Origin of the sequence: Modestobacter sp. VKM Ac-2979, assembly GCF_026967995.1 — a bacterium.
In the GTDB taxonomy this organism is placed as follows: domain Bacteria; phylum Actinomycetota; class Actinomycetes; order Mycobacteriales; family Geodermatophilaceae; genus Modestobacter.
Genome location: NZ_JAPVBO010000006.1, coordinates 216,334 through 236,830, shown reverse-complemented (window position 1 = coordinate 236,830; position 20,497 = coordinate 216,334). Strand labels below are relative to the sequence as shown.

Sequence of the window (20,497 nt, the reverse complement as noted above, 5' to 3'; positions counted from 1 at the left end):
GAGCCCAGCGGTAGGAGGAGGAACGTGGCCCTGAGCAGGCTGCAGCGCACCAAGTTGGTCTGGCTGTGGGGTTATCGGCCCGCGGACATCGCCGCCTACGGCTTCGCCGACGGGCGCCCGGCCACCGACGCCGGCCGGTACCTGGGCAGCGACTGGAACCGCAGGTTCGTCCAGGACGTCGTCAACGACCCGCGCAACCACGTCCTCACCGAGCACAAGTGGGTCTTCTACCGCTTCGCCGACGGGTTCGGGTTGCCCGTGCCCCCGACCATCGGCTTCTTCGACAGCGTCCAGGGCACCACCTGGGACGGCGAACGCCCGCTGCGGACCGTGCCCGAGGTCCTCGCCGAACTGGACCGCCAGCGTCCGTCCGGGCTGGTGGTGAAGCCGGCCGGCGGGGGGCAGGGCGCGCAGATCGTCATCCTCGACCGGATCGATCACGCGACCGGCACGGCCACGACCCGCACCGGCGAGGAGACCACCCTCGAGCGTGTCTTCGCCGCACTCGACCCGGGCGGTGAGCGCGGGGTCAGCGGCTACGTCCTGCAGCACGCCGTCCGCAACCACCCGGAGCTGGCACCGCTGGCCCCCACGACGACCAACACCTGCCGCGTCCTGACCACCGTCGCCGCCGACGGGACGGCGCACGTGCACGCCGCGAGCATCCGGCTCGGCCGACGCGGCGGCATGATCGACAACTGGGGGTCCGGCGGGGTCAGCATCCCGATCGACGTGGCCACCGGCGTGATGGGCCCCGGCATCCTCAAGGGGGTGCCGGGTGACCTGACCGAGCACCCCGACACCGGCGAGCGGTTCGCCGGCCGGGAGCTGCCCCTGTGGCAGGAGACCGTCGAGCTGTGCCGCCGCGCCGCCGTCCTCTTCCCCGGGCTGCGCTTCCTCGGCTGGGACGTGGTGATCGGCCCGGACGGGCCGGTGCTGCTGGAGGGCAACGTGCACTGGAGCCTGCGCGGCTCCCAGATGCTGGCCGCCGACGGCTGGCTCGCCGACCCGGACACCCGGGAGCGGGTCGAGTGCCTCGGGGTGCCGCTGCCCACCGGCCGGGTGTCCCGGCAGGTCGCCGCCGGCATGCTCCTCCGCGGTCGGGACCGCGCCCGTCGGGTGGTCCGGCGGGCCGGGCGCACCCTCACCTCCCGATGAACCCCGGTACCGGACTGGGCCACCCGTCCGGTACCGCACCCGGCCCGTGACCCCTGGAACGAACGAGAGGACGGCGATGAGTGCCGCCGAGGACCACGCCCCCATCCGACTGCTGTGGACCGGAGGCTGGGACTCCTCCTTCCGGCTGATGCAGGCGCTGCTCGTCGAGCACCGGCCGGTGCAGCCGATCTACGTGGTCAACCCCGAGCGGCGCAGCACCCTGCTGGAGCTCAGCACGATGGCCCGGATGCGCGAGCAGCTGCTCCAGCGGCTCGACGACCCGGCGATGCTCGCGCCGGTCGAGATGCACCTGCGCTGGGACTTCCCGCCGTCGGAGGAGCTCCAGGCCCTCAACGCGTCGATCCTGCGCAACGGCACCTGGATCGGCAGCCAGTACGTCTACCTGGCCGGAGTCGCCGAGCGGCTCGGCTGGTCGGGCGTGGAGGTCTGCATGCAGGCCCACGACGACGGCCCCACCGCGCTGCACCGCCTCGTCTTCACCGACGACCGCGGGACGCTCAGCTCCGCGCCCGAGGCGCAGATGTTCCGGTTCTGGTCCTTCCCCGTCCTCCGGACGACGAAGGGCGAGATGGCCCAGATCGCCCGGGAGCACGGCTTCCTGGACCTGCTGTCCCAGCGCTGGTTCTGCCACGACCCGCTGGGCGACCTGCCCTGCGGTCAGTGCCGGCCCTGCCAGCTGACCAACCGGGACGGCGTGACCTTCGCCCCCCCGGCGCTCGTCCTCGGTCGCAAGCTCGTGCGGACGCAGCGCCGGGTCACCCGGGCTGCCAGGCGCCGGGTGCGGCGCACCGCATGACCAGCCGCGCCACGCTGCTGCGCACCATGGCGCGGTTGGAGCGGCGCCAGTACGCCGGCCGCCTGCACCCGTCGATGTGGCGGCGCGGCTTCCTCTCCAACCGCTGGTACGCCTACCCCGGCATCCACGACCCCGCCGTCCCGTTCATCAGCGACGCCGCGGTCGAGGCCCGGCTGCGCCGGCTGAACCACCCGGCCGGCGCACGGCTGCTGGAGGACAAGAACGTCTTCGCCGACGTCGTGGTCGCCCGCGGCCTCGCGGCGGCCGCCCCCGAGGTCTACGGCGTCGGGCTCCGCGGCACGCTGCACGGCCGGTCGGCCGCGGCGCTGGACCGGATGCGGGCGGCGCCGGACGTCGTCCTCAAGCCCCTCGACGGCGCCGGCGGACGCGGGGTCCGCATCGTGGCGGGCGAGCAGGTCGAGGGCCTGGTCGCCGGCGAGTCGGGAGCCGCCGTGCTCGTGCAGGAGCGGCTGGAGCAGCACCCGCAGCTCCGGGCCGTCCACCCGGGCTCCCTCAACACCCTCCGCGCGCTGGCCATCCGGCTGCCGGACGGCGACCCGGTGGTCGCCGCCGCGGTGCACCGGTGGGGCACCGCGGCCAGCGGCGCCGTCGACAACGTCAGCTCGGGGGGTCTGTGCAGCGCCGTCGACCTCGCGACCGGGCGCCTCGGCCCGGCGGTGGGACGCCCGCGGGAGCGGGGGCGACCGACGTACGACCGGCACCCCGACACCGGGGTGCCGATCGCCGGGGAGACCGTGCCGCACTGGGGCGAGGTGCTCGACCTGGTCGGGCGGCTGATGGCGGCCTTCCCGGAGGTGACGCACGTCGGCTGGGACGTCTGCGTCACTGACCGCGGCCCACTGGTCCTCGAGGGGAACGCCGGCGTCCCGAACCTCAACGTGTTCCAGTTCCACGGGTCCTTCCTGGCCGACCCGCGCGTGCGGCGCTTCTACATCGACCACGGCCTGCTCGACCGCCGGCACGCCTGAGGCCGCGCACGGGGGTGGCGGCCTTGCCGTCCCCTCGCGTACAGGCCGGCCCCTCTCCGTGCCCGGCCCCCCTGCGCCGAGGAGCGCTCGCGCGGCCGCCGTGCGGAGCTCAGCGGAGGCGGAGCAGCCGCCTCGTCCCGGAGACGGGGAGCTGCCACCAGCTGCCCAGCAGCCGGTCCAGCTCCGGCTCGTACCGGGCCAGGCCCGCCGCGGGGTAGGGGGTCAGCTCGCCGAACCACAGCACCCCGTCGTGCTCGTAGAAGTCCACGCGCATCATGTCGAAGTCCGCCGCCAGCTGGGACGCCGCCTTCAGCATGTCCTCCAGCCGCTCCGGCCGGGCGGTGTCCGGCCCGGGGGCGTACCCGCCGTTCCAGGGCAGCGGCTCCCAGTCGGGGGTGTAGTACCGCGCCCGGTGCACGTTCCCGTCCCGGCTGTGGACGGCGATCGCACGGGGCCGGCCGTCGAAGACGAACAGCTTGAGGTCGGCGGGCACCTCACCCGGCGTGCCGATGAACTCCTCGACCAGCAGACCGGGGCGCGCCGTGCGGTAGGCCCACTCGCCACTGCGCCGCCAGTACGGCTCGCTCACCCACCCCTCGACCTCCGCGGCGAGCGCCTCCACGTCGGCCGGGCCGCCGCTGATGACGACGCGCTGGCTCGCGTGGTTCGGCTTCAGCACCCAGTTCGCGGGGAGGTCGACGTCCCGCAGCTCGGCGACGTCCGTGCCGAACCAGTAGGTCTCCGGCGTGCGGGTCAGGCCCGGCGCGAGCCGGGCGGCGTGCTCCTTCATCGCCAGCTTGTCGCAGGTGAGCCGGAGCAGCTCGCGGCGGTCACGGGTCACCCGCCACTGGACCTTGTCGTTGAAGGTCTCGAAGTCCACCAGCGGAGGCAGCCGACCGTGCCGGAGGTAGAACTTCCTCGCCCGGCGCAGCTGGACAGGGACCAGCCGCTGCGGGTCGAGACGGGGGAACGGCGCACGGGCCACGGCGCACACTCCAACAGACGAGCGCCGACGCCGCAACGTCGACCCCCCCTCGCCGCCGTTCCCCAGTGTGGGCGACAACGCTCCTGACGGCCAGCGGGCGACGGTAGGGTCCTCCGTGACCTGACCCCGGCCGGGGTCGTGCACTCGAGTCCGGGAGAGCAGTTGTCACTGCCGAAGCAGTGGCCGACACCCACCAGGGTCGTCCGGCGCTACAGGACCGCGTGGCAACAGTTCGGCCCCTTCCTCGGCTCGTCGAAGTCGCGCATCGCACTGATGGCCGGCGGCTCCGTGATCGCCGGCCTCGTCGAGGCCGCACTGCTGGCCCTGGTCGCCTCCCTCGCCACGGCGCTGTCCCAGGGGCAGACGCAGGTGGACGCCATCCCGGGCCCGATCGACGTCACCGCCCCGCTGGTCGTCCTCTGCGCGGTCGGGATGGGGCTGGCCGTCTTCCGCGGCGCACTCCAGGTGTGGCTCGCCTACGTGCCCGCCTCGATGAGCGCGTCGGTGATGGCCGCCCTCCGGCGTGACCTGTTCGAGCGGTTCACCTCGGCGTCCTGGAAGATCCAGTCGGCGGAGCGCGACGGGCACTTCCAGTCCCTGATGACCACCCAGGCGATCCAGGCCTCGGCGGCGGTCACCACCCTCTCCGAGGGCATCAGCGCGGTCCTCATGTTCTTCACGCTGCTCGCCTCCGCCTTCCTGCTCAGCGCCCCGACGGCGCTCATCCTCATCGGGGCCTCGGCGGTCCTCTTCCTGATGCTCGCCCCGCTGGCCCGCCGCCAGCGCGGCCACGCCCGGGCGTTGAGCGCGGAGAACGTCGAGTACGCCAAGGGCGTGCAGGAGATGGTCCAGCTGGCCGAGGAGACCCAGGTCTTCGGGGCCAACCGGGCCTACCGCCAGGCGGTCGAGGAGATGATCCAGGAGGTGCGTCGTCCGCTCCTGCAGACCCGCTTCCTCAACCGCGCGGTGCCGGCGCTCTACCAGAGCGTCGCCTTCTTCCTGCTGCTCCTCGCCCTCACGATCGTCCACCTGTCCGGGGCGACGGCGATCGGCGAGCTCGGCGCGGTCGTCCTCATCCTCATCCGGTCGCTCACCTTCGGGCAGCGGATCCAGGCCTCCTCCACCCGGATGAACGAGCTGATCCCCTACATGGGCCGGCTGCGCCGCGCGCTCGACCACTACGCCGACCACACCCGGCAGGACGGCGAGCACCCGCTGAACCGCATCGAGCGGCTCGGCATGTCCCACGTGGACTTCGCCTACGACTCCGGGGCGCCCGTCCTCCACGACCTCTCCTTCGAGGCCCGCCGCGGCGAGGTCATCGGCATCGTCGGCCCGTCCGGGGCCGGGAAGTCCTCCATCGTGCAGCTGCTGCTGCGCCTCCGGCTGCCCACCACCGGCACCGTCACGGTCAACGGACGGGACGGCCGCGACTTCCGGCTCGGCGACTGGCGGCAGCGCGTCTCCTACGTGCCGCAGAGCCCCCAGCTGCTCTGGGGCACCGTCGCCGACAACATCCGCTTCTACCGCGATGACATCTCCGACGCGGAGGTCGAGGAGGCCGCCCGCAAGGCCTCGCTGCACGAGGAGATCCTCAGCTGGCCGAAGGGCTACCAGACGGTCATCGGGCAGCGGGCCGCGGCGATCTCCGGGGGCCAGCGCCAGCGACTGTGCCTGGCGCGCGCCCTGGCCGGGCGCCCCGACGTGCTGATCCTCGACGAGCCCACCAGTGCGCTGGACGTCAAGAGCGAGCAGGCGGTCCAGGAGTCCCTGGCGCGGATGAAGGGCGAGGTCCTGCTCTTCCTCGTCGCGCACCGGGTGTCCACGCTGTCGATCTGCGACCGGGTCATGGTGATGGGCGCCGGCCGGCTCCAGGGCATCGACGAGCCCGAGGTCCTGCTGCGCGACAACGACTTCTTCCGGGAGATCACGGCCATCTCCCAGGCCGGGCACAGCGTCACCTGACCCCGCCCGCGACCGGCGCCGTCGACGGTCGCGCCGGCTGGGTCACACGGCCGGACGGGCGCCCCCTGCGCCGTCCGGCCCCCTGACCGCCGCGCGGCGCGGCAGCGGTCAGGGTCGGGAGAGCGACGTGCCGGACTCGCCGGTCGTGCCGGCGTCGGTCTCGACCCGGACGCGCGCCGCAGCCGCGACGACCTCCGGGCAGAGCTCGTCGACCTCGACGGCGAAGCCGATCCCGCTGCTCTTCATCAGGTCCGCCAGCTGCTGCTGGTGGTTGTCGACGTGCTCGCCACGGGAGCGGCGGCGCACGACGGCGATCGGCGCGATGCCCATCTCCAGCAGCCCGAGGACGCTGCCCACGCCGGCGTGGGTGATCACCACGTCCGCCTCGCGCGCGTGCCGCTCGAAGTCCCGGGCGGGCAGCTCGTGGTGGACCTGACCCGGCAGCTCGACGGCCGGCTCGGTCTCCCCCAGCTGCCAGACCGTGTGCTCGTCGGCCAGGCCCAGCTCCAGGACGCGGTCGACGATCGAGTGGAACGGGTAGCCGCGGAGCGTGCCGAGCGTGATGAACAGCCGGGCCTGCCCCTGGCGCTGCACCGGCCGAGGCGCCATCCGGAACGCCGAGAACACGCTCGGGTGGGTGCCCCAGCGACCCCCCGCCCAGCCCGGGTGCTGTGTCCGCAGCTGGGCGAAGCGCATCGCGGCCAGGACCCGGCCGCTGACGGAGGGGCCGTTCACCCGCGAGACGCTCTCGATGTAGAGCGTCGGGATCCCGGCCAGGTGCGCGGCGGGCAGCGCGGCCAGCGCCAGCGCCGACCCCGTGCTCACCGCGGCGTCGAACTCCTCGGCCCGCAGCCGGGGCAGGATCGACCGGAACGCACGCGCGATCTCCAACCCCTCCCGCGGACGGATGTAGGGGACGTGCAGGACGTTCCGGCCCGCCAGCAGCGACTCGCTCTGCGCGGTGGGGAAGGTGATCCAGAGCGAGTCGGCGGAGGCCCCGAGCCCCGGCGCCAGCCGGACCAGTTGGGCGAGATGACCACCGGTGGACGCGGCCAGCACGAGCCGCCGCTCGGCGCCCGGCCGGAGCTCGGGCAGTTCCCGGGGCATCGTCATTCCCTCTTCTCGGTGGGCCGGGGCGTCAGGTCGCGCTGAGGGCTGACCGCCGCCTCCGGGTCGTTGGGGGTGGGGTCCTGCCGCACCCCGCGGGGACGGGGACCGCGGAGGAAGGCCGGTGGCGCGTACAGCCAGCGGACCCGGCTGGTGAGCCGGGCGAGACCGAACGACGCCAGGACGGTGAGGACCACCAGCGCGATCTGCACGCCGACGTCGACCCACCGAGGCCACGCGGGGTCCAGCAGCCCGATCAGCGCGGTCGCCACCACGATGACGTAGAGGTGCAGCAGGTACAGCTTCAGGCTGGCGGTGCCCATCGAGGTGAAGATGCCGAAACCCGGCAGCCGGACCAGGTACCGGGTGATCAGGATGCCGACGGCCACGGCCGCGAGCTGCCCGACGAGCACCACGAGCGGCACCCAGCGGAAGCCCAGGACGATCAGCGCGGTGGAGACGACGAGGGCGGCGAAGGCGATCGCGAGGTGCACCGGCCGCGCCCGCTCGACGAGGTCTCGGATCTCCCGGGAGAACACCGCGCCCAGCACGAAGAAGAAGAACAGTGCGCCGACCCGGTTCCAGCCGATGTTGTGCGCGTCGACCAGGCCGCTGGTGAAGAGGGTGGAGACCAGACCCGAACCGGCCAGCTGCGCCCAGACCGGTGCCCGGGCGATCAGCCAGCGGCCGAGCGTGAACAGGAAGAGGGCGTAGAGGAACCAGTAGCTGCTGCTCGGCCAGAACAGGATGAGCGGCAGGGCCAGCGGGTCGGTCGCCGGGATCTCACCGAGCTCGCCGTTGAGCCCGGGGACGACGAAGTAGAAGACGGTCCGGATGACCGACCACAGCACGTAGAGGTACAGCAGCGGCAGCAGCCGCCGCTTCCACAGCGCGCGGAACTTGGTGGCCCCGTGCCGGCCGGCGAAGATCCCGGCGATCAGGAAGAACGCCGGCATCGGGAAGAGCTCGAAGACGGCCTTGGCCCGGCCGAGCACCGCGTCGACGTCGGCGGTCTTCAGGTACAGGGTCACGTGGTAGGCGATGACCATGAAGATGGCCAGGCCCTTGACGGGCTCGAGCCACGCGAACCGCCCCGTCGTCGGGGCAGTGCTCTGGGCGCTCATCGAGGATCCGTTCTTCCTACGGCCTGGTCCGTCGCCCGACCGTGTCCGGTCACCTGGACCCGCGGGAACCCGAGAGTCCGCGCGGACCCTAACAGCCGGTACACCGACGGTACGGGGATCGGGACGACCGGACGGCTCATCGGGGGCAGGTTCACTCCACCGTGGAGGTGGTCGGCTCCGCGGGGGCGGGGGCGGGCCCGGGTCCCGAAGGGTCCAGCCGGCGGATCAGCCGCGCCGGCACGCCGCCGTAGACGCCGTCCGGCTGGGTGTCACCGCTGACCAGGGCGCCGGCGGCGATGACCGAGCCCGCACCGATGGTCACCCCGCCCAGGACGGTGACCCCGGCGCCGAGCCAGGCACCGGCCCCGATCGTGATGGGTGCGCTGACCGGCGCCCCGGCGCGCTGCTCACGCGGCCCCACCTCGTGGGAGGTGGGCAGCAGGCTGACCCCGGGGCCGAGGTGGACCCGGTCGCCGATGACGATGCGGGCGTTGGCACCGATCGTCGCGTTGACGTTGACGAACGCACCCCGACCGATCTCCAGGTGGTCGACGCCGCCCACGAAGCGGATCCACGGGTAGACCCGGGCACTGCCGTGCACCCGGACGCCCAGCGCCCGGAGCAGCCGCGCCCGGGTGCGGGGAGCCCAGACCGGGCTGCCGGCCACCGCGCTGGCCAGCGCGCCACGCATCCTGCCGGCCATCTAGGCCTGCCCGGTGGGGACGGAGGCCAGGTCGGCGGTGTTGCGCTGCGCCATCGCCACGACGCCCGGGAGCGCCTGCCGGATGGCCTGCCGGGCTGCCGAGTCCGCGGCGAGGACCTGGTCGACCACGTCGACCACGACCGCCGAGAAGCCGGGGACCGCGTCGATGCGCAGCTCCGGCGTCCCGAACAGCTGCATGAGGCCCTCGACCTTGCCCTGGGACGCCAGGGTGAGCGCCGGGACGCCGTGCAGCAGCGACATCACCGCCAGGTGCATGCGACCGGTCACCGTGATGCTGGCCCGGGCGGTCAGCCCGCGGACCTGCGCCGGGGACAGGATCGAGGGCACGCTGCTCACGTCGGGGAGTTCGCCCACCCGCGCCAGCAGCGCGGCACAGGCCTCCATGTCACCGCTCTGCTCCCGGTCGACGTGCGGGATGACCAGCACGTGCAGGCCACGGCTCCGCAGTCCCTCCACGATCCGGACGTACTCCTCGGTCTGGTCCAGCCGGCCGGCGAGCAGCCCGCTGACGTTGACCAGCGCGACCGGCCGGGTGATGCGCTGCAGCAGCTCGTCGGCCGCCGACGCGTCCACGCTCCGGGCGGCGAAGACGACGTCCGCGACCTCCTCGACCGGTGCGATCCCGTCCTTGCGGGCGCGCTCGGCGGAGATGGGGTCGCGCAGCAACAGGCGCACCCCGTCCCGGGCCGCGGCAGCCAGTGACCGCCGGGCCGCGACCCGGGCACGGTCGCTCCAGCTGAACCCGATGACCCGGGTCTGGACCCCGGCGAGCGCGGCCGCCCGGGCGAGGTTCGACCGGCGCACCGACGCCGGCAACGAGTACCGGCCGTCCATCACGTCCGCGCCCAGGACGGACAGCTGGGCCGCACCCGCGAGAGCCCGGCCGAACGACGCCACCGATGCCCGGTGCTCGGCGCCGGTCCCGTAGACCAGGTGCGGGATCTCCAGCACCTCCACGCGCTGCCGGAACTCCTCGGGCAGCTCCACCGACGCGCGGTCGGGCACGACCAGGGTCACCGGGCCGGCGGTGTTCTCCAGCACCGACTCGAGCATCGCCTGGTCCCCGACGTTGCCGCCGCCGGGCGCGGCGAGGAGCAGGTGCCTGCTCCGGTCGCGCGGCTCGGCGCGCACCCGGGACCGGACGATCCGGCGGTCGACGAGGCTGGGCAGCCCCGATGCCACCACCGCCCGTCGCCGGATCCGGTGCGCGCGCTCGATGGCCTTGGTCATGCGTCCATACCCGCCTTCGGGGTCGTGATCGGGTCAGTGGCAGCCGCACCGGTGAGGCTGAGGGTGGTCGGGTCGGCGTCCCGGCCGGTGGGTGCGCCGTCGTCGTCCGCCGGCCGGGTGGCCGGACGACCGGAGCCGCGCCGGAGGGACCTGCGCATCCCCGCGATGCCGCGCAGGTCGCGCCGGAACGTCGGCCAGACGAGTGCGGTGAGGCCGGTCGCGCCGAGGACGGCGACGACCCCGACGACCAGGCGCAGCGCATGCGCGTCATCCGGGAGCGCCACCGTGGCCAGGTAGGAGAGCGCCGACGCCGTGCCGAAGACCAGCCCGGTGCGGAGCCCGTTGCCGAACATCCGCCCGGCGGGGGCGTCGGAGACGCGCGCGATCCACAGCAGCGCCACCGGCCAGGACAGGGCCACCCCGATCGCGTAGCCCACCGCCACGCCCTGCAGCCCCCAGGCGGAGCCGACCACGATGATGACGGCCATCACGGGCCTGGTCACCAACGCGTAGACGAACTGCGAGCGCGTCAGCCCCTTGGCCAGGAAGACCCACGAGATGGCGTAGGTGGCGGCCTGGAAGAACCCGGCGACGAGCAGCACCCGGAAGATCGGCACCGCCTCCGTCCACTGGGACCCGAGCATCACGAACACCACGGACTCGGCCTGCGCGAACAGCACGGCGAACAGACCGCCGATCAGGGTGAGCAGCGCGACCTGACCGAAGCTGATGAACTCGGCGAACCGCTTCCGGTCGTCCTGCAGCCGGGAGAGGACCGGCAGGGCCACCCGGGTCGCCGGTGCCTGGACCTGCAGCAGCGGCATCATGACCAGCTGGAAGGCGCGGTTGTAGAGCCCGACGGGCGCCGCACCGAAGCGCGCACCCAGCACGAGGGTGTCCATGTTCCGGCCCAGGTAGTTGAGCAGGTGCGAGCCGAGCAGCGGCATGCCGTACCCGATGAAGGGCCGGACGGACGCGCTCCGGTCCACCCAGCCCGGCAGCCACCGGTTGGTGGCGACCAGGAACACCTGCGCGACCAGCCCCTGGGTGAGCTGCTGGGCGACCAGCGCCCAGTAGCCGGCCCCGAGGACGGCGAGCACGATGCCGACGACCACCCCGGCGACCTGCCCGCCGATCTCGGAGAGAGCCAGCTTGCCGAACCGCAGGTGCCGGGTGTGCATCGCCCGGTACTGGGTGGAGACCCCGTTCAGCAGGAAGGTGGCCGACATGACGACGGCGACGAGCGTGAGCCGGTCGTCGTCGAAGGCCAGCGCGATCAGCGGCGATGCGGCGCAGACGAGCACGGCCAGGACCGCGCCCATGCCGGTGTTGAGCCAGAACAGGTTGTCCCGCTGCCCGTCGGAGAGCGTCTTGGCCTGGACGGCGGCCGAGGAGAGCCCGAAGTCCCGGAACAGCTCACCGAAACCGACGATCAGGGCCACGATCGCGATGAGCCCGTAGTCCTCGGGGTCGAGCAGCCGCGCGAGGACGGCGATGCCCACGAGCTGGACGAGCACCCGGATCCCCTGGCCGCCCAGCGTGACGGCAGCACCCCGGGTGGCTCGTGTGCCGAGCCCCGGGCCCTCCCCCGCTCGTGACTCGGCGTTCACCCTCGCCCGCTGAGCACTCGGGCCCGGCGGTAGGCGTCGCGGTGGTGGAGCCCGATCCGCTCCCAGTCGCGGTCGTCGAGCCGCGGTTCGCCGTCCAGGCCGGTGGCCGTGGAGGTGATCGCCGCCTCGAGGACCTGCGGGGTCAGCTCACCGGCGTACTGCAGGATCCAGTCGGGACCCACCTCCTCGGACAACGCCGCGTTGGTCGGCGACTCCGGCACGAGGACCGGCCGACCGAGGGACAGCGCCGCGAAGAGGGACCCGGAGTTGTGCATGCTCCCGCGGTAGGGCAGGACCACCAGCTGCGATCGGCGGATCTCGTCGACCAGCTCCTGGTCGCTCACGAGCCGGAGCAGGGTGTCGATGCGCGGGTCGCCCGCGCACGCCTCCTGCACCAACTCGGCCTGGCCGGGGTGCGGGTTCCCCACGATCCGCAACCGGAGGTCGGCCCGGTCGATGCCCCGGAAGGCGTCGATGAGGACGTCGACGCCCTTGTAGGGCCGGATGATGCCGAAGTAGAGGACCCGGCCGGGCTCCGCCTCGGGCTGCGGGTACTGGGCGAAGGGCTGCCGGTAGTGGCCGTGCGGGATGGTCACCGTCTCGCGGCCGGCGGTGACCGGACTGGCCGGGTTGAGCCGGATCACCAGGTCGACGTGCCGGTAGAACCGGTCCAGCGACCGGTGGTCGGCTCGACTGCCCTGCTCATGCGGGCTGAGGTTGTGCGCCGTCCACACCAGCGGGACCCGCCGCAGCCGCAGCCGCAGGAGCAACAGGTCCAGCAGCCGGCGCTTGACGAACCGCAGCCACGGCCGCCGGCTGTCGCGGATGAGCAGCTCGGGCCAGTGCACGTGCAGCACGTCGTACCGGCCGAACAGCCCCGTCTGCCAGTCGAAGAAGCGGATGTCGACGTCCGGGGCGGCGCCCTGGACCATCTGGTCGGCGTACTGCGTGGTGCCGTCCGGCTCGCGCAGGGAGTGCAGCACCACCAGGCGCCGTTCGGGGTTGGTCCCAGCGGCCGCCGGACGCAGGGGCCGGCGGCCGGTCACGGCCGGCAGAGCCCGTCGCCAGACACTCCAGCGTGCGGCCCGACGCACATCGCTCCTCGCGCGGTCATGGGTGTCGCCGCCCATCGGACAGCGGACGGGGGTTCGGTGCAACGGACATGGGGCAGTGGGCTCCCGCTCACAGCCAGGAGGAGAAGGTGGCGGCCATGTCGGAGTTCGTCCACCCCGGCACGGTGTGCCCCTGGTCGTGGTACTGGACCCGCACGTCGGCCGCGACCGGCTTCGCGAGACCTGCCAGCGCGAGGCCGTGCCGCTCCGGCGGCACGACCGGGTCCACGAGGGAGACCACGGTCTTCACCCGCTTGCCCGCCCACGCGCTCTGCGGCAGCCGGGCGGGGTTCGTCGCCGCGACGAGCGCCGGGTCGTTGCCGTAGACCGGACCGATCCGCCCAGGGTCCCGGGCGTAGAGGTCCTCCATGTCGTAGGTCGCATTGGCCAGGTAGATCCCGCGCATCCCGCGGACCATGTTCTTCGCGTAGGCGTAGGTCATCAGCGAGCCACCGCCGGAGTTCGCGCGGGCGAAGGCGACGCCGATGTTGAACACGCCGCTCATGTACTTGTCCCAGTTCACCTGGTGGGTGAGCGCTGCCTGCGTGGTCCAGGTGCTCCCGCCGAAGTTGGGGCAGACGCAGACCGCGCCACGGTCGACCAGCAGCTGGGAGCCGTACGCGTACGCGCCGTCGAGCGCGGTGTGGGTGCTGCCGTTCGAGTGGTACATCCAGGCCACCGCGCTGGGCTTCGGCGCCTTCGGCGGGGTCGCCCACGGCACGTAGAGCCGGGCCCGGTCCTTGCCCCAGACGACGTCGATGACCTCGAACTTCTTCTTCCCGACCCGGGTGGTCCGGGTGTCGGCGCGGGAGACCTCGCCCGGCAGCTTCGGGATGGGGGTGTAGACCGGGGCCGCCTGCGCGGGCCGAGCCGCGACGGCCACGCCGGCGAGCCCGGCCGCGGCACCCAGCAGGACGGTGCGTCGGCTGGCCAGGGGCGCGCGGACGGCGGACAGGTCGGACGCGGGGACGTCCGGGCGGACTCGGGACACGGGCTACGCCCTCCATGAGAACCGGGACGGGTGGTCGGCACCGAGCCGCAGGACCGCAACAGGTGTACCGGAAAACTAGCCTCCACCGAACGCAGAAGCCAGGGAAGACCTGTGGCCGATCCCGTCCGGGCGTCACCCGATCAGGGGGCGAGCGCCGCGGCACCGCACGCACCGTCGACCGTGTCCCCGCCCACCCGTGGCCGACAGAGGCAGGCGTGGCCGGGTCGGCACGTACCCTGGACAAGAGGCGACTTCCCTGGCCCAGGGCCCGCCGTGACGCCGTCGCACGCACCGTCTGGAGGAGGAGCATGGCCTCGATCGCCGTCCTGGACCCTGCTCCGGGGGCCCGGGTGCGGGGCACGGTCGAGGTGCGGGTCGAGGTGCGCGGCGGCAGCAGGGTGGCCAGTGTCACGGTCGCCATCGGCGATCCGGAGTTCGGGACCCGGCCGGCCGAACGGGTCGGCGACCGGACGTACGCCGTCCGCTGGGACACCACGCGCAAACTGGTCGACCGCAAGGTCCCTGCACCGGCCGATGCACTGTTCTGGATCACCGCCTCGGCGGTCGTCGACGGCATCCGGGTCGAGGCGCCGCACATCGCCGTCGTCACCGCCAACGACCGGGACGCCGTGCGTGCGGAGTCCGCCGGCGGATGGCGGGAGGAGCTCGCCTGGGCCGCGGACTACAGCGGGTCGACCGAGCAGTGGCTGGCCAGCAACACCGCGGTCGTCGGGGCCGAGTACGCCTCCGTCGAACCCGACCCGGTGCTCGGGCCGGCGCGGCGGGCCGTCCGGGTCTCCGTGCCCGACAGCGCGCGGGGCGACCGCGACCAGCCGACGTCGTCCACCGTGCGGTTCCAGTCCTCGAGCAGGTCCAACATCCGCGAGGGGGACGAGTTCTGCGTCGGCTTCGCGTTCCTGCCCCCCGACGACTTCCCCTCCGTCCACCCCCGGGACGGCGTCCTCCGCCCCGGCGGCGAGGCGTCCGGGTACATCGCGGTCTTCCAGTTCTACGGGCCGCCGTACGAGCAGGGCTCCCCGTTCGTGCTGCACACCGAGCGCCGCACGCCCGACGACCCGATCGACGAGTTCAGCGTGCGGGGCAACGAGCTGAACCCCGGCGACCCGGTCCCCTTCCTCTCGTTGCCCTACCGCCGCGGGCAGTGGACCGACGTGGTGTTCCGGATCCGGGCGTCGTCGTCCATCGCGTCCGGCTGGGTGGAGTGCCACGTCAACCAGGGTGAGTCGACGGCGGTCCGTCCGATGCAGCTCGCCGACGGCCGGCTCCAGGTCCCCCGGGTGCTCCTCCGGCCGGACTCCGAGGCCCACCGGACCGACATGCAGCTCTACCGGGTGGCCGGCCGCTTCGACCGGGTGACCCTCTGGCACACCGGCCACAGGATCGCCCGCACGGTCGAGGAAGCAGACCCGGGCTCCTACCGGAACGGGGCGTTGGCGTGATCGACCCGCACGGCCCGTCCCTGCGCGGCGACCAGCCGACCGACCCCGACGGCCCGGACGCCCCGGCCCCCGGTCGGCGGCCGGTCAGCCGTCGCTCGTTCCTGCTCGCAGGCGGCGCCGTCCTCGCCGGTGGTGCGGCCGTCGTGGCGGGGCTGTCCCGGTCGGGGCAGCCCGAGGTCCCGCCGGTCGCGACGCCGCCCCCGGAGACGCCGGCGCCGTCCGAGCTGGTGCCCGGCTCCCTGGACGCGGTGCTGGCCGAGGCCGGACGGACCGCCGGGCGCCGGCTGCTCGGCAGCCCGTGGCGGGCCTGGTTCGGTGAGACGTCGGAGCCGTGGAGCGCCATCTACGTCACCTGGTTGCTGCGCGAGAACGGGGTGCAGCGGACGGCCGACCCGGTGACCCTCTACGCGGAGCTGCAGCGCGACGGCCGGGTGGGCTCGGACCCGGAGCCCGGGGCGCTGGTCTTCTACTCCCGGGGCGAGGTCAACCGGCCACACCACGTGGGGCTGGTGACCTCGGTGACCCGCGGTGTGCCGCAGACGGTCGAGGGCGACCACCCCTTCTCGCTGCCGTACCCCGAGCGCTTCGTGCGCCGGTACGCCCGCCCCTGGGAGGAGCAGGCGCTGCTCAGCTACGGCTACCCTGCCTACGCCTGACCGCCGCCTGGAGGAAACGTGCTGATCAGCGTCGTGCTGCCCGTCTACAACGACGCCGCCCACCTCGCCGACGCGATCGACCGGGTGCTGGGCCAGGAGAGGGTCGACGTCGAGCTGGTGCTCGTCGACGACGGCTCCACCGACGGCTCGCGGGCGATCGCCCAGGCCGCTGCCGACCGGGACGACCGGATCCGGTTCGTCCCCCTGCCGGAGAACGGCGGGGTCGCGCGGGCCCGGGAGCGCGGGGTGCAGGAGGCGACCGCGGACTGGATCTGGTTCGTGGACTCCGACGACGGCTGGCTGCCCGACGCCGCCGCCCAGCTCCTGGCTGCCGCCGCGGCGTTCCCGGACACGGACGTGGTCGTGGCCGGCGCCACCGCCACCTTCGAGTCCGGCAAGGCGCCCACCAGCAACGAGCCGCCGGCCGGCCCGCCCGTCCCGGGCCACGAGGCGTTCAGCCTCTTCCTGACCGGCCGGATCACCGGGCACCTGTGGAACAAGCTGTTCCGCCGGGAGCTGCTGGGCAGCATCGACTTCACCCCCGCCCGGGTGCAGTCCGACCTCGCCATGGTCGCCCAGGCGGTCGCCGGCGCCCGCTGGGTGGGCTTCCTGCCGGTGTCCGTCTACGAGTACCGCGTGCGCAGCGCCTCGATCATCACCACCCGGTCCCGGCGCGCGGAGTCCCTCGAGCTCATCGCCGCCGCGGTCGAGGGCGCCGCCCGGCGGATGGACCCGACGGCCATCGGGACGGCTGAGTACCGCTACTTCGTGACCCGCTACCTCACCCTCTCCGGGCTCAAGGACGCCGTCCTCGGTTCCTACAGCCCCGCGGAGAGCGCCCAGCACGTGCGCCGGCTGCGCCGTCGGCTCGGGGTGCGGGAACTGGTGCTCCTGGCCCGGCGCCGGGACGCCAAGCGGCTGGCGCTGGCGCTCTCGGCGAGGGTGTGCCTCCCCGCCTACCGCCGGCTGCTGGCCGTCGCCGACCGGTGAGCAGCCCAGCCGGCGCGCACGGTGCGTTACCGTTCGACGGCTCCGTGGACCACCGGACCTGCGCCCCCCAGGGTGCCGTCCAGGCCACCGCGGACCTGCGTGTCCTGAGGTGCCGACGACGCCACCGCCGCCACCGTCACCGAAAGGCGCCCGCATGACGAAGGTCTTCGCGATCGGCCGCGGCCAGTACGAGAACGTGGGAGACATCATCCTGCGCCGGCAGCTCCTCGACTGGGTACGTCCGGTCGGCGAGCTGCACGTCTACGTGGGCGCCTCCCCTGCCGGCTACGACGAGGGCCTCGGGCTCCGGCCAGGCGACCGCGTCTACCGGTCGCTGCGGGCCTGGTACCGGGTCGCCCTGACCTCGGCGGTGCGGGGCCGGGCCGCCTACGTCTTCAAGCCCGGGGAGATCCAGCTGACCCTCGTGGGCATGAAGGAGCACCTCTCCCTGCTGCCCCTCCTGCTGGCGCTGAAGCTGCGGGGCGGCGCCGCCGTCCGGGCCGGGGTGGGCACGCGCAACTACGCAGCCGTGCCCCGGGCCCTGATGCGCCCGTCGATCGCCCTGTCGGACCGGACCCTGTGGCGCGACGACGCGACCGGCCGCTACATGGGCACCGGCGCGGTCATGCCGGACCTCGCCTTCGGCGAGGGGGCCGATGACGCCGCGGTCGCGCGGTTCGCCTCCCCCGCCCCCGAGCGGAACGCCCTCGTGGTGTCGATGCGCGGCGAGGACCCGGCCCGCCCCTACCCGAGTCAGGCCTGGCTGGACGGCGTCCGGGCGTACGCCGCGGCGCACGACCTGGAGATCTGGGCGGTCACCCAGGTGTGGACCGACGAGGAGCGCACCCGGCGACTGGCGGCGGACCTGGGCGGCCAGACGCTCGGCTGGGACGGCCCCACCGGCCACGACGAGCAGGAGCGCCGGCTGCGGGAGCTGTACGCCCGCACCGCGATCGTGCTGTCGGACCGGCTGCACGTGGTCATCGCCGCGTTCACCGAGGGCGCGGTGCCGGTCGGCTCACCGGTCGGGGACTCCGACAAGGTGGACCGGCACTTCACCACCATCGGCGTCCCGGGGGTGACCGTCTCGGCCGCCACCGACTCCGCCGACGAGCTGGTGGCCCGGCTGGAGGCCCTGGCCGGACGGCGGGCCGAGCTGTTCGGCGCCCTCCTGGAGGCGCGCCGGCGGCTGCGCGGGCACCGCGACGACATCCGGCAGGTGCTGTCCGGGCGATCCCCGGCGGCTCCGGCCACCACCGAGCCGGTCGCGGGCTGACCGCGGTGACGACCCGGCCGACCGTGCACCACCTGGGCCGCGTGGGGGACATCCCCGGCGGGATGACGCAGGTCATGAACGGCTACCTGGCGTGGCCCTTCCCGCGGGTGGACGTCGCGGTGATCACCTCCCGGGGAGACCCGCACGACCTGCGGGCCGCCCTGGTGAAGGGCACCGGTGCGCTGGCCCGGGTGCTGCGGCTGCCCCGGCGGTCCTCGGTCGTGGTGGCGCACCTGTCCGAGCGCGGGTCCTTCGTCCGCGAGGGCGCGCTGATGCGGGTGGCGCACCGCCGCGGGATCGCCACGGTGGCGCACCTGCACGGCAGCTCGTTCGCCGCCTTCGCCGCCGCGCACCCGCGGCTGACCGGATGGGCCCTGCGCGGCGCCGACCGGGTGATCAGCCTGTCGGCCGAGTCCTCGGAGGTGGCGGCCCGCTTCGTGCCGGCCGAGCGGGTGGTGCTGATCCCGAACGCGATCCCCTCCAGCGCTCCCGTGGCGAAGGAGGACCTGGTGGTCTTCGGCGGCGTCGTGTCGCACCGCAAGGGGATCGACGTGCTGCAGGAGGCGTGGGCCCGGATCGACGCCCCGGGCTGGGAGCTCGTCGTGGCCGGCCCCGTCCAGGACGCCGCGCTCGTCCGTGCGGACGTCGAGGGGCTCACGATGGCCGGTTCGCTGGCGCACGAGGAGCTCATGGCGCTGCTGGACCGGTCCCGGATCGCGGTGCTCCCGTCCCGGGACGAGGCGATGCCGATGTTCATCCTCGAGGCGATGGCCCGCGGCAACTGCGTGGTCTCCACCGACGTGGGGGGCATCGCCGCGGTCCTGGGGGACGAGCACGGCATCGTCGTCCCGCCCGGGGACGTGGAGGCCTTCCGGGCCGCCCTGCAGTCGGTCCTCAGCGACCCGGAGCGCCGGTCCCGGCTGGCCGAGTCGGCCCTGCTGGCCTTCGAGGAGCGCTTCAGCGCGGACGCGGTGTTCCCCCGGGTCGAGGACCTGTGGCTCGCCGCGCTCGCCGACCGCCGTCCTCCCACCTCCGGCGCCCCCCGGGCCGACTGAGCCTGCCGGTCACCAGACGGTCACCGTACGGATCGGGCTCGCTCCGAATCGTACGGAATGAGTCATCGAACGCACGCGATGAGTCACACTGGGGAATGCTCTTAGTGACCCCGTGATCACGGGGGGAAGTGGCGAATCGCTCAGTCCATATCCGCGAGAGATGTGGCTATGGTGTCGACGAGATTACGAGCGATCGACCTTCGAGTTCGCGCCTCCCAGTTGCGGATTCCCGTCGGTTCGATTGCCTCTGTCGAACGTCACCAACTGTTCTCGAAGGGTCGGACATGCTCGAACGAGGGCCTGCGGCACCGGTCGCCTCCCCGTCTCGCCAGGAAGGGGTGTGCTCCTGATGACCGGGACGAGACGGAACATCCTGAGCCTGTCCCCGACCGAGGTGCAGCGGCTGACCTCGGCCTTCAACGTGCTCAAGGCGAACGGCACCTACGACCAGTTCATCCGGAACCACGTCGCCGCGATGAACGTCGCGACCCCCCCGGGCTCCACGCGCAACGCCGCCCATCGCGCGCCGGCCTTCCTCCCCTGGCACCGGGCGACCCTGCTCGACATCGAGAACGCCCTGCAGGCCGTCGACCCGTCGATCGAGGGGATGCCCTACTGGCGGTGGCAGAACGACACGGCCCTCAACGGTGGCGACCCGCGACGCTCGCCGCTGTGGAGCCCGGGGGGCATCGGCGGCGACGGCGACCCGGCCCGGGGCAACCGGGTGCTCAACGGGCCGTTCGCGCACTGGGTGGCGCTCATCGTCAACAACAGCACCGGAGCGCTGGTCCCGCGCTCGCAGCCCGGCCTGATCCGACTCCTGGGCCGCGACCCCCGCGGGTCGAGCAGCCTGCCAACCCCGGCACAGGTCACCGACGCCATCGACCGCTACACCACCTACGACAGGTCCCCCTGGGACGCCAGCGTGGCGACCTTCCGCAACCGGATGGAGGGCTGGTCCGGAGGCCCCCGTATGCACAACCTGGTGCACCGGTGGGTGGGCGGCGACATGCTCGCCGGCACCTCGCCGAACGACCCGGTCTTCTGGCTGACCCACGCCAACGTGGACCGGCTCTGGTGGGTCTGGCAGGGCATGCGGGGCGTGAACAACTACCAGCCCACCTCCGGCGGTCCCACCGGGCACAACCTCAACGACTCGATGCAGGGCCTGGTCGTCCCGCGGACCCCGGCTGACGTCCTCGACATCAACCGGCTCGACTACACCTACGTCTAGGAGGACCGACGCAC

18 protein-coding genes are annotated in these 20,497 nt (G+C 73.4%); 10 read left to right on the top strand and 8 right to left on the bottom strand.

Annotated elements, in window-relative coordinates:
• Window positions 1–24: 24 nt before the first annotated feature.
• From O2W15_RS18400 to O2W15_RS18390, 3 genes are all read left to right on the top strand, one after another.
• A complete protein-coding gene (locus O2W15_RS18400; protein ID WP_269161197.1) occupies window positions 25–1,158 on the top strand; it encodes a sugar-transfer associated ATP-grasp domain-containing protein in 1,134 nt (377 codons plus the stop codon).
• A gap of 76 nt (window positions 1,159–1,234) precedes the next feature.
• Window positions 1,235–1,975: a hypothetical protein gene (locus tag O2W15_RS18395; protein WP_269161196.1), complete on the top strand. Its 741-nt coding sequence runs from the start codon at window positions 1,235–1,237 to the stop codon at window positions 1,973–1,975.
• On the top strand, window positions 1,972–2,964 hold the full coding sequence (locus O2W15_RS18390) for a sugar-transfer associated ATP-grasp domain-containing protein (RefSeq protein ID WP_269180430.1): 993 nt from the start codon (window positions 1,972–1,974) through the stop codon (window positions 2,962–2,964). Before O2W15_RS18395 ends, O2W15_RS18390 begins: the two co-directional genes overlap by 4 nt.
• 109 nt (window positions 2,965–3,073) lie before the next feature.
• On the opposite strand, the gene O2W15_RS18385 is transcribed toward O2W15_RS18390, so the two are convergent.
• Window positions 3,074–3,949: an ATP-grasp fold amidoligase family protein gene (locus O2W15_RS18385; protein ID WP_269161194.1), complete on the bottom strand. Its 876-nt coding sequence runs from the start codon at window positions 3,947–3,949 to the stop codon at window positions 3,074–3,076.
• Window positions 3,950–4,222: 273 nt separating this feature from the next.
• Between O2W15_RS18385 and O2W15_RS18380 the strand changes: the two genes are divergently transcribed.
• Window positions 4,223–5,914 carry an ABC transporter ATP-binding protein gene (locus O2W15_RS18380; protein WP_269180429.1) on the top strand — a complete coding sequence of 564 codons (1,692 nt, stop codon included), beginning with the start codon at window positions 4,223–4,225 and terminating at the stop codon, window positions 5,912–5,914.
• Between the two features lie 108 nt (window positions 5,915–6,022).
• Here the strand turns inward: O2W15_RS18380 and O2W15_RS18375 are convergent, their stop codons facing one another.
• The 7 genes from O2W15_RS18375 to O2W15_RS18345 form a co-directional block, all read right to left on the bottom strand.
• A complete protein-coding gene (locus O2W15_RS18375) occupies window positions 6,023–7,027 on the bottom strand; it encodes a glycosyltransferase (RefSeq protein ID WP_269180428.1) in 1,005 nt (334 codons plus the stop codon).
• Window positions 7,024–8,145, bottom strand: coding sequence for an acyltransferase family protein (locus O2W15_RS18370; protein ID WP_269180427.1), 1,122 nt, complete (start codon window positions 8,143–8,145; stop codon window positions 7,024–7,026). The genes O2W15_RS18375 and O2W15_RS18370 overlap by 4 nt, the downstream gene beginning before the upstream one ends.
• Window positions 8,146–8,296: 151 nt before the next feature.
• A complete protein-coding gene (locus tag O2W15_RS18365; RefSeq protein WP_269161190.1) occupies window positions 8,297–8,848 on the bottom strand; it encodes an acyltransferase in 552 nt (183 codons plus the stop codon).
• Window positions 8,849–10,099 (bottom strand): polysaccharide pyruvyl transferase family protein, encoded by a 1,251-nt coding sequence (locus tag O2W15_RS18360; protein WP_269180426.1) that lies wholly within the window; start codon window positions 10,097–10,099, stop codon window positions 8,849–8,851.
• Window positions 10,096–11,709, bottom strand: coding sequence for a lipopolysaccharide biosynthesis protein (locus O2W15_RS18355; RefSeq protein WP_269180425.1), 1,614 nt, complete (start codon window positions 11,707–11,709; stop codon window positions 10,096–10,098). The genes O2W15_RS18360 and O2W15_RS18355 overlap by 4 nt, the downstream gene beginning before the upstream one ends.
• Window positions 11,706–12,755 carry a glycosyltransferase gene (locus O2W15_RS18350; RefSeq protein ID WP_269161187.1) on the bottom strand — a complete coding sequence of 350 codons (1,050 nt, stop codon included), beginning with the start codon at window positions 12,753–12,755 and terminating at the stop codon, window positions 11,706–11,708. Before O2W15_RS18350 ends, O2W15_RS18355 begins: the two co-directional genes overlap by 4 nt.
• Before the next feature lie 136 nt (window positions 12,756–12,891).
• A complete protein-coding gene (locus O2W15_RS18345) occupies window positions 12,892–13,812 on the bottom strand; it encodes a hypothetical protein (protein WP_269180424.1) in 921 nt (306 codons plus the stop codon).
• A gap of 308 nt (window positions 13,813–14,120) precedes the next feature.
• On the opposite strand from O2W15_RS18345, the gene O2W15_RS18340 reads away from it, so the two are divergent.
• From O2W15_RS18340 to O2W15_RS18315, 6 genes are all read left to right on the top strand, one after another.
• Complete coding sequence (locus O2W15_RS18340; RefSeq protein ID WP_269180423.1) at window positions 14,121–15,272, top strand: hypothetical protein; 1,152 nt, start codon at window positions 14,121–14,123, stop codon at window positions 15,270–15,272.
• On the top strand, window positions 15,269–15,928 hold the full coding sequence (locus O2W15_RS18335) for a CHAP domain-containing protein (protein ID WP_269180422.1): 660 nt from the start codon (window positions 15,269–15,271) through the stop codon (window positions 15,926–15,928). Before O2W15_RS18340 ends, O2W15_RS18335 begins: the two co-directional genes overlap by 4 nt.
• A gap of 18 nt (window positions 15,929–15,946) precedes the next feature.
• A complete protein-coding gene (locus O2W15_RS18330; RefSeq protein ID WP_269180421.1) occupies window positions 15,947–16,918 on the top strand; it encodes a glycosyltransferase family 2 protein in 972 nt (323 codons plus the stop codon).
• Window positions 16,919–17,072: 154 nt separating this feature from the next.
• A complete protein-coding gene (locus O2W15_RS18325) occupies window positions 17,073–18,194 on the top strand; it encodes a hypothetical protein (protein WP_269180420.1) in 1,122 nt (373 codons plus the stop codon).
• 5 nt (window positions 18,195–18,199) lie between these two features.
• Entirely contained in the window at window positions 18,200–19,249 is a 1,050-nt protein-coding gene (locus O2W15_RS18320) for a glycosyltransferase family 4 protein (RefSeq protein ID WP_269180419.1), read from the top strand.
• Window positions 19,250–19,598: 349 nt separating this feature from the next.
• On the top strand, window positions 19,599–20,483 hold the full coding sequence (locus tag O2W15_RS18315) for a tyrosinase family protein (RefSeq protein ID WP_269180418.1): 885 nt from the start codon (window positions 19,599–19,601) through the stop codon (window positions 20,481–20,483).
• The last annotated feature ends 14 nt before the right edge of the window (window positions 20,484–20,497 follow it).

Coding starts and splice junctions, on each gene's coding strand:
- O2W15_RS18360 (WP_269180426.1), bottom strand. CDS start 10,099: ATGACCAAGGCCATCGAGCGCGCGCACCGGATCCGGCGACGGGCGGTG.
- O2W15_RS18390 (WP_269180430.1), top strand. CDS start 1,972: ATGACCAGCCGCGCCACGCTGCTGCGCACCATGGCGCGGTTGGAGCGG.
- O2W15_RS18370 (WP_269180427.1), bottom strand. CDS start 8,145: ATGAGCGCCCAGAGCACTGCCCCGACGACGGGGCGGTTCGCGTGGCTC.
- O2W15_RS18340 (WP_269180423.1), top strand. CDS start 14,121: ATGGCCTCGATCGCCGTCCTGGACCCTGCTCCGGGGGCCCGGGTGCGG.
- O2W15_RS18365 (WP_269161190.1), bottom strand. CDS start 8,848: ATGGCCGGCAGGATGCGTGGCGCGCTGGCCAGCGCGGTGGCCGGCAGC.
- O2W15_RS18375 (WP_269180428.1), bottom strand. CDS start 7,027: ATGACGATGCCCCGGGAACTGCCCGAGCTCCGGCCGGGCGCCGAGCGG.
- O2W15_RS18325 (WP_269180420.1), top strand. CDS start 17,073: ATGACGAAGGTCTTCGCGATCGGCCGCGGCCAGTACGAGAACGTGGGA.
- O2W15_RS18380 (WP_269180429.1), top strand. CDS start 4,223: ATGGCCGGCGGCTCCGTGATCGCCGGCCTCGTCGAGGCCGCACTGCTG.
- O2W15_RS18315 (WP_269180418.1), top strand. CDS start 19,599: ATGACCGGGACGAGACGGAACATCCTGAGCCTGTCCCCGACCGAGGTG.
- O2W15_RS18395 (WP_269161196.1), top strand. CDS start 1,235: ATGAGTGCCGCCGAGGACCACGCCCCCATCCGACTGCTGTGGACCGGA.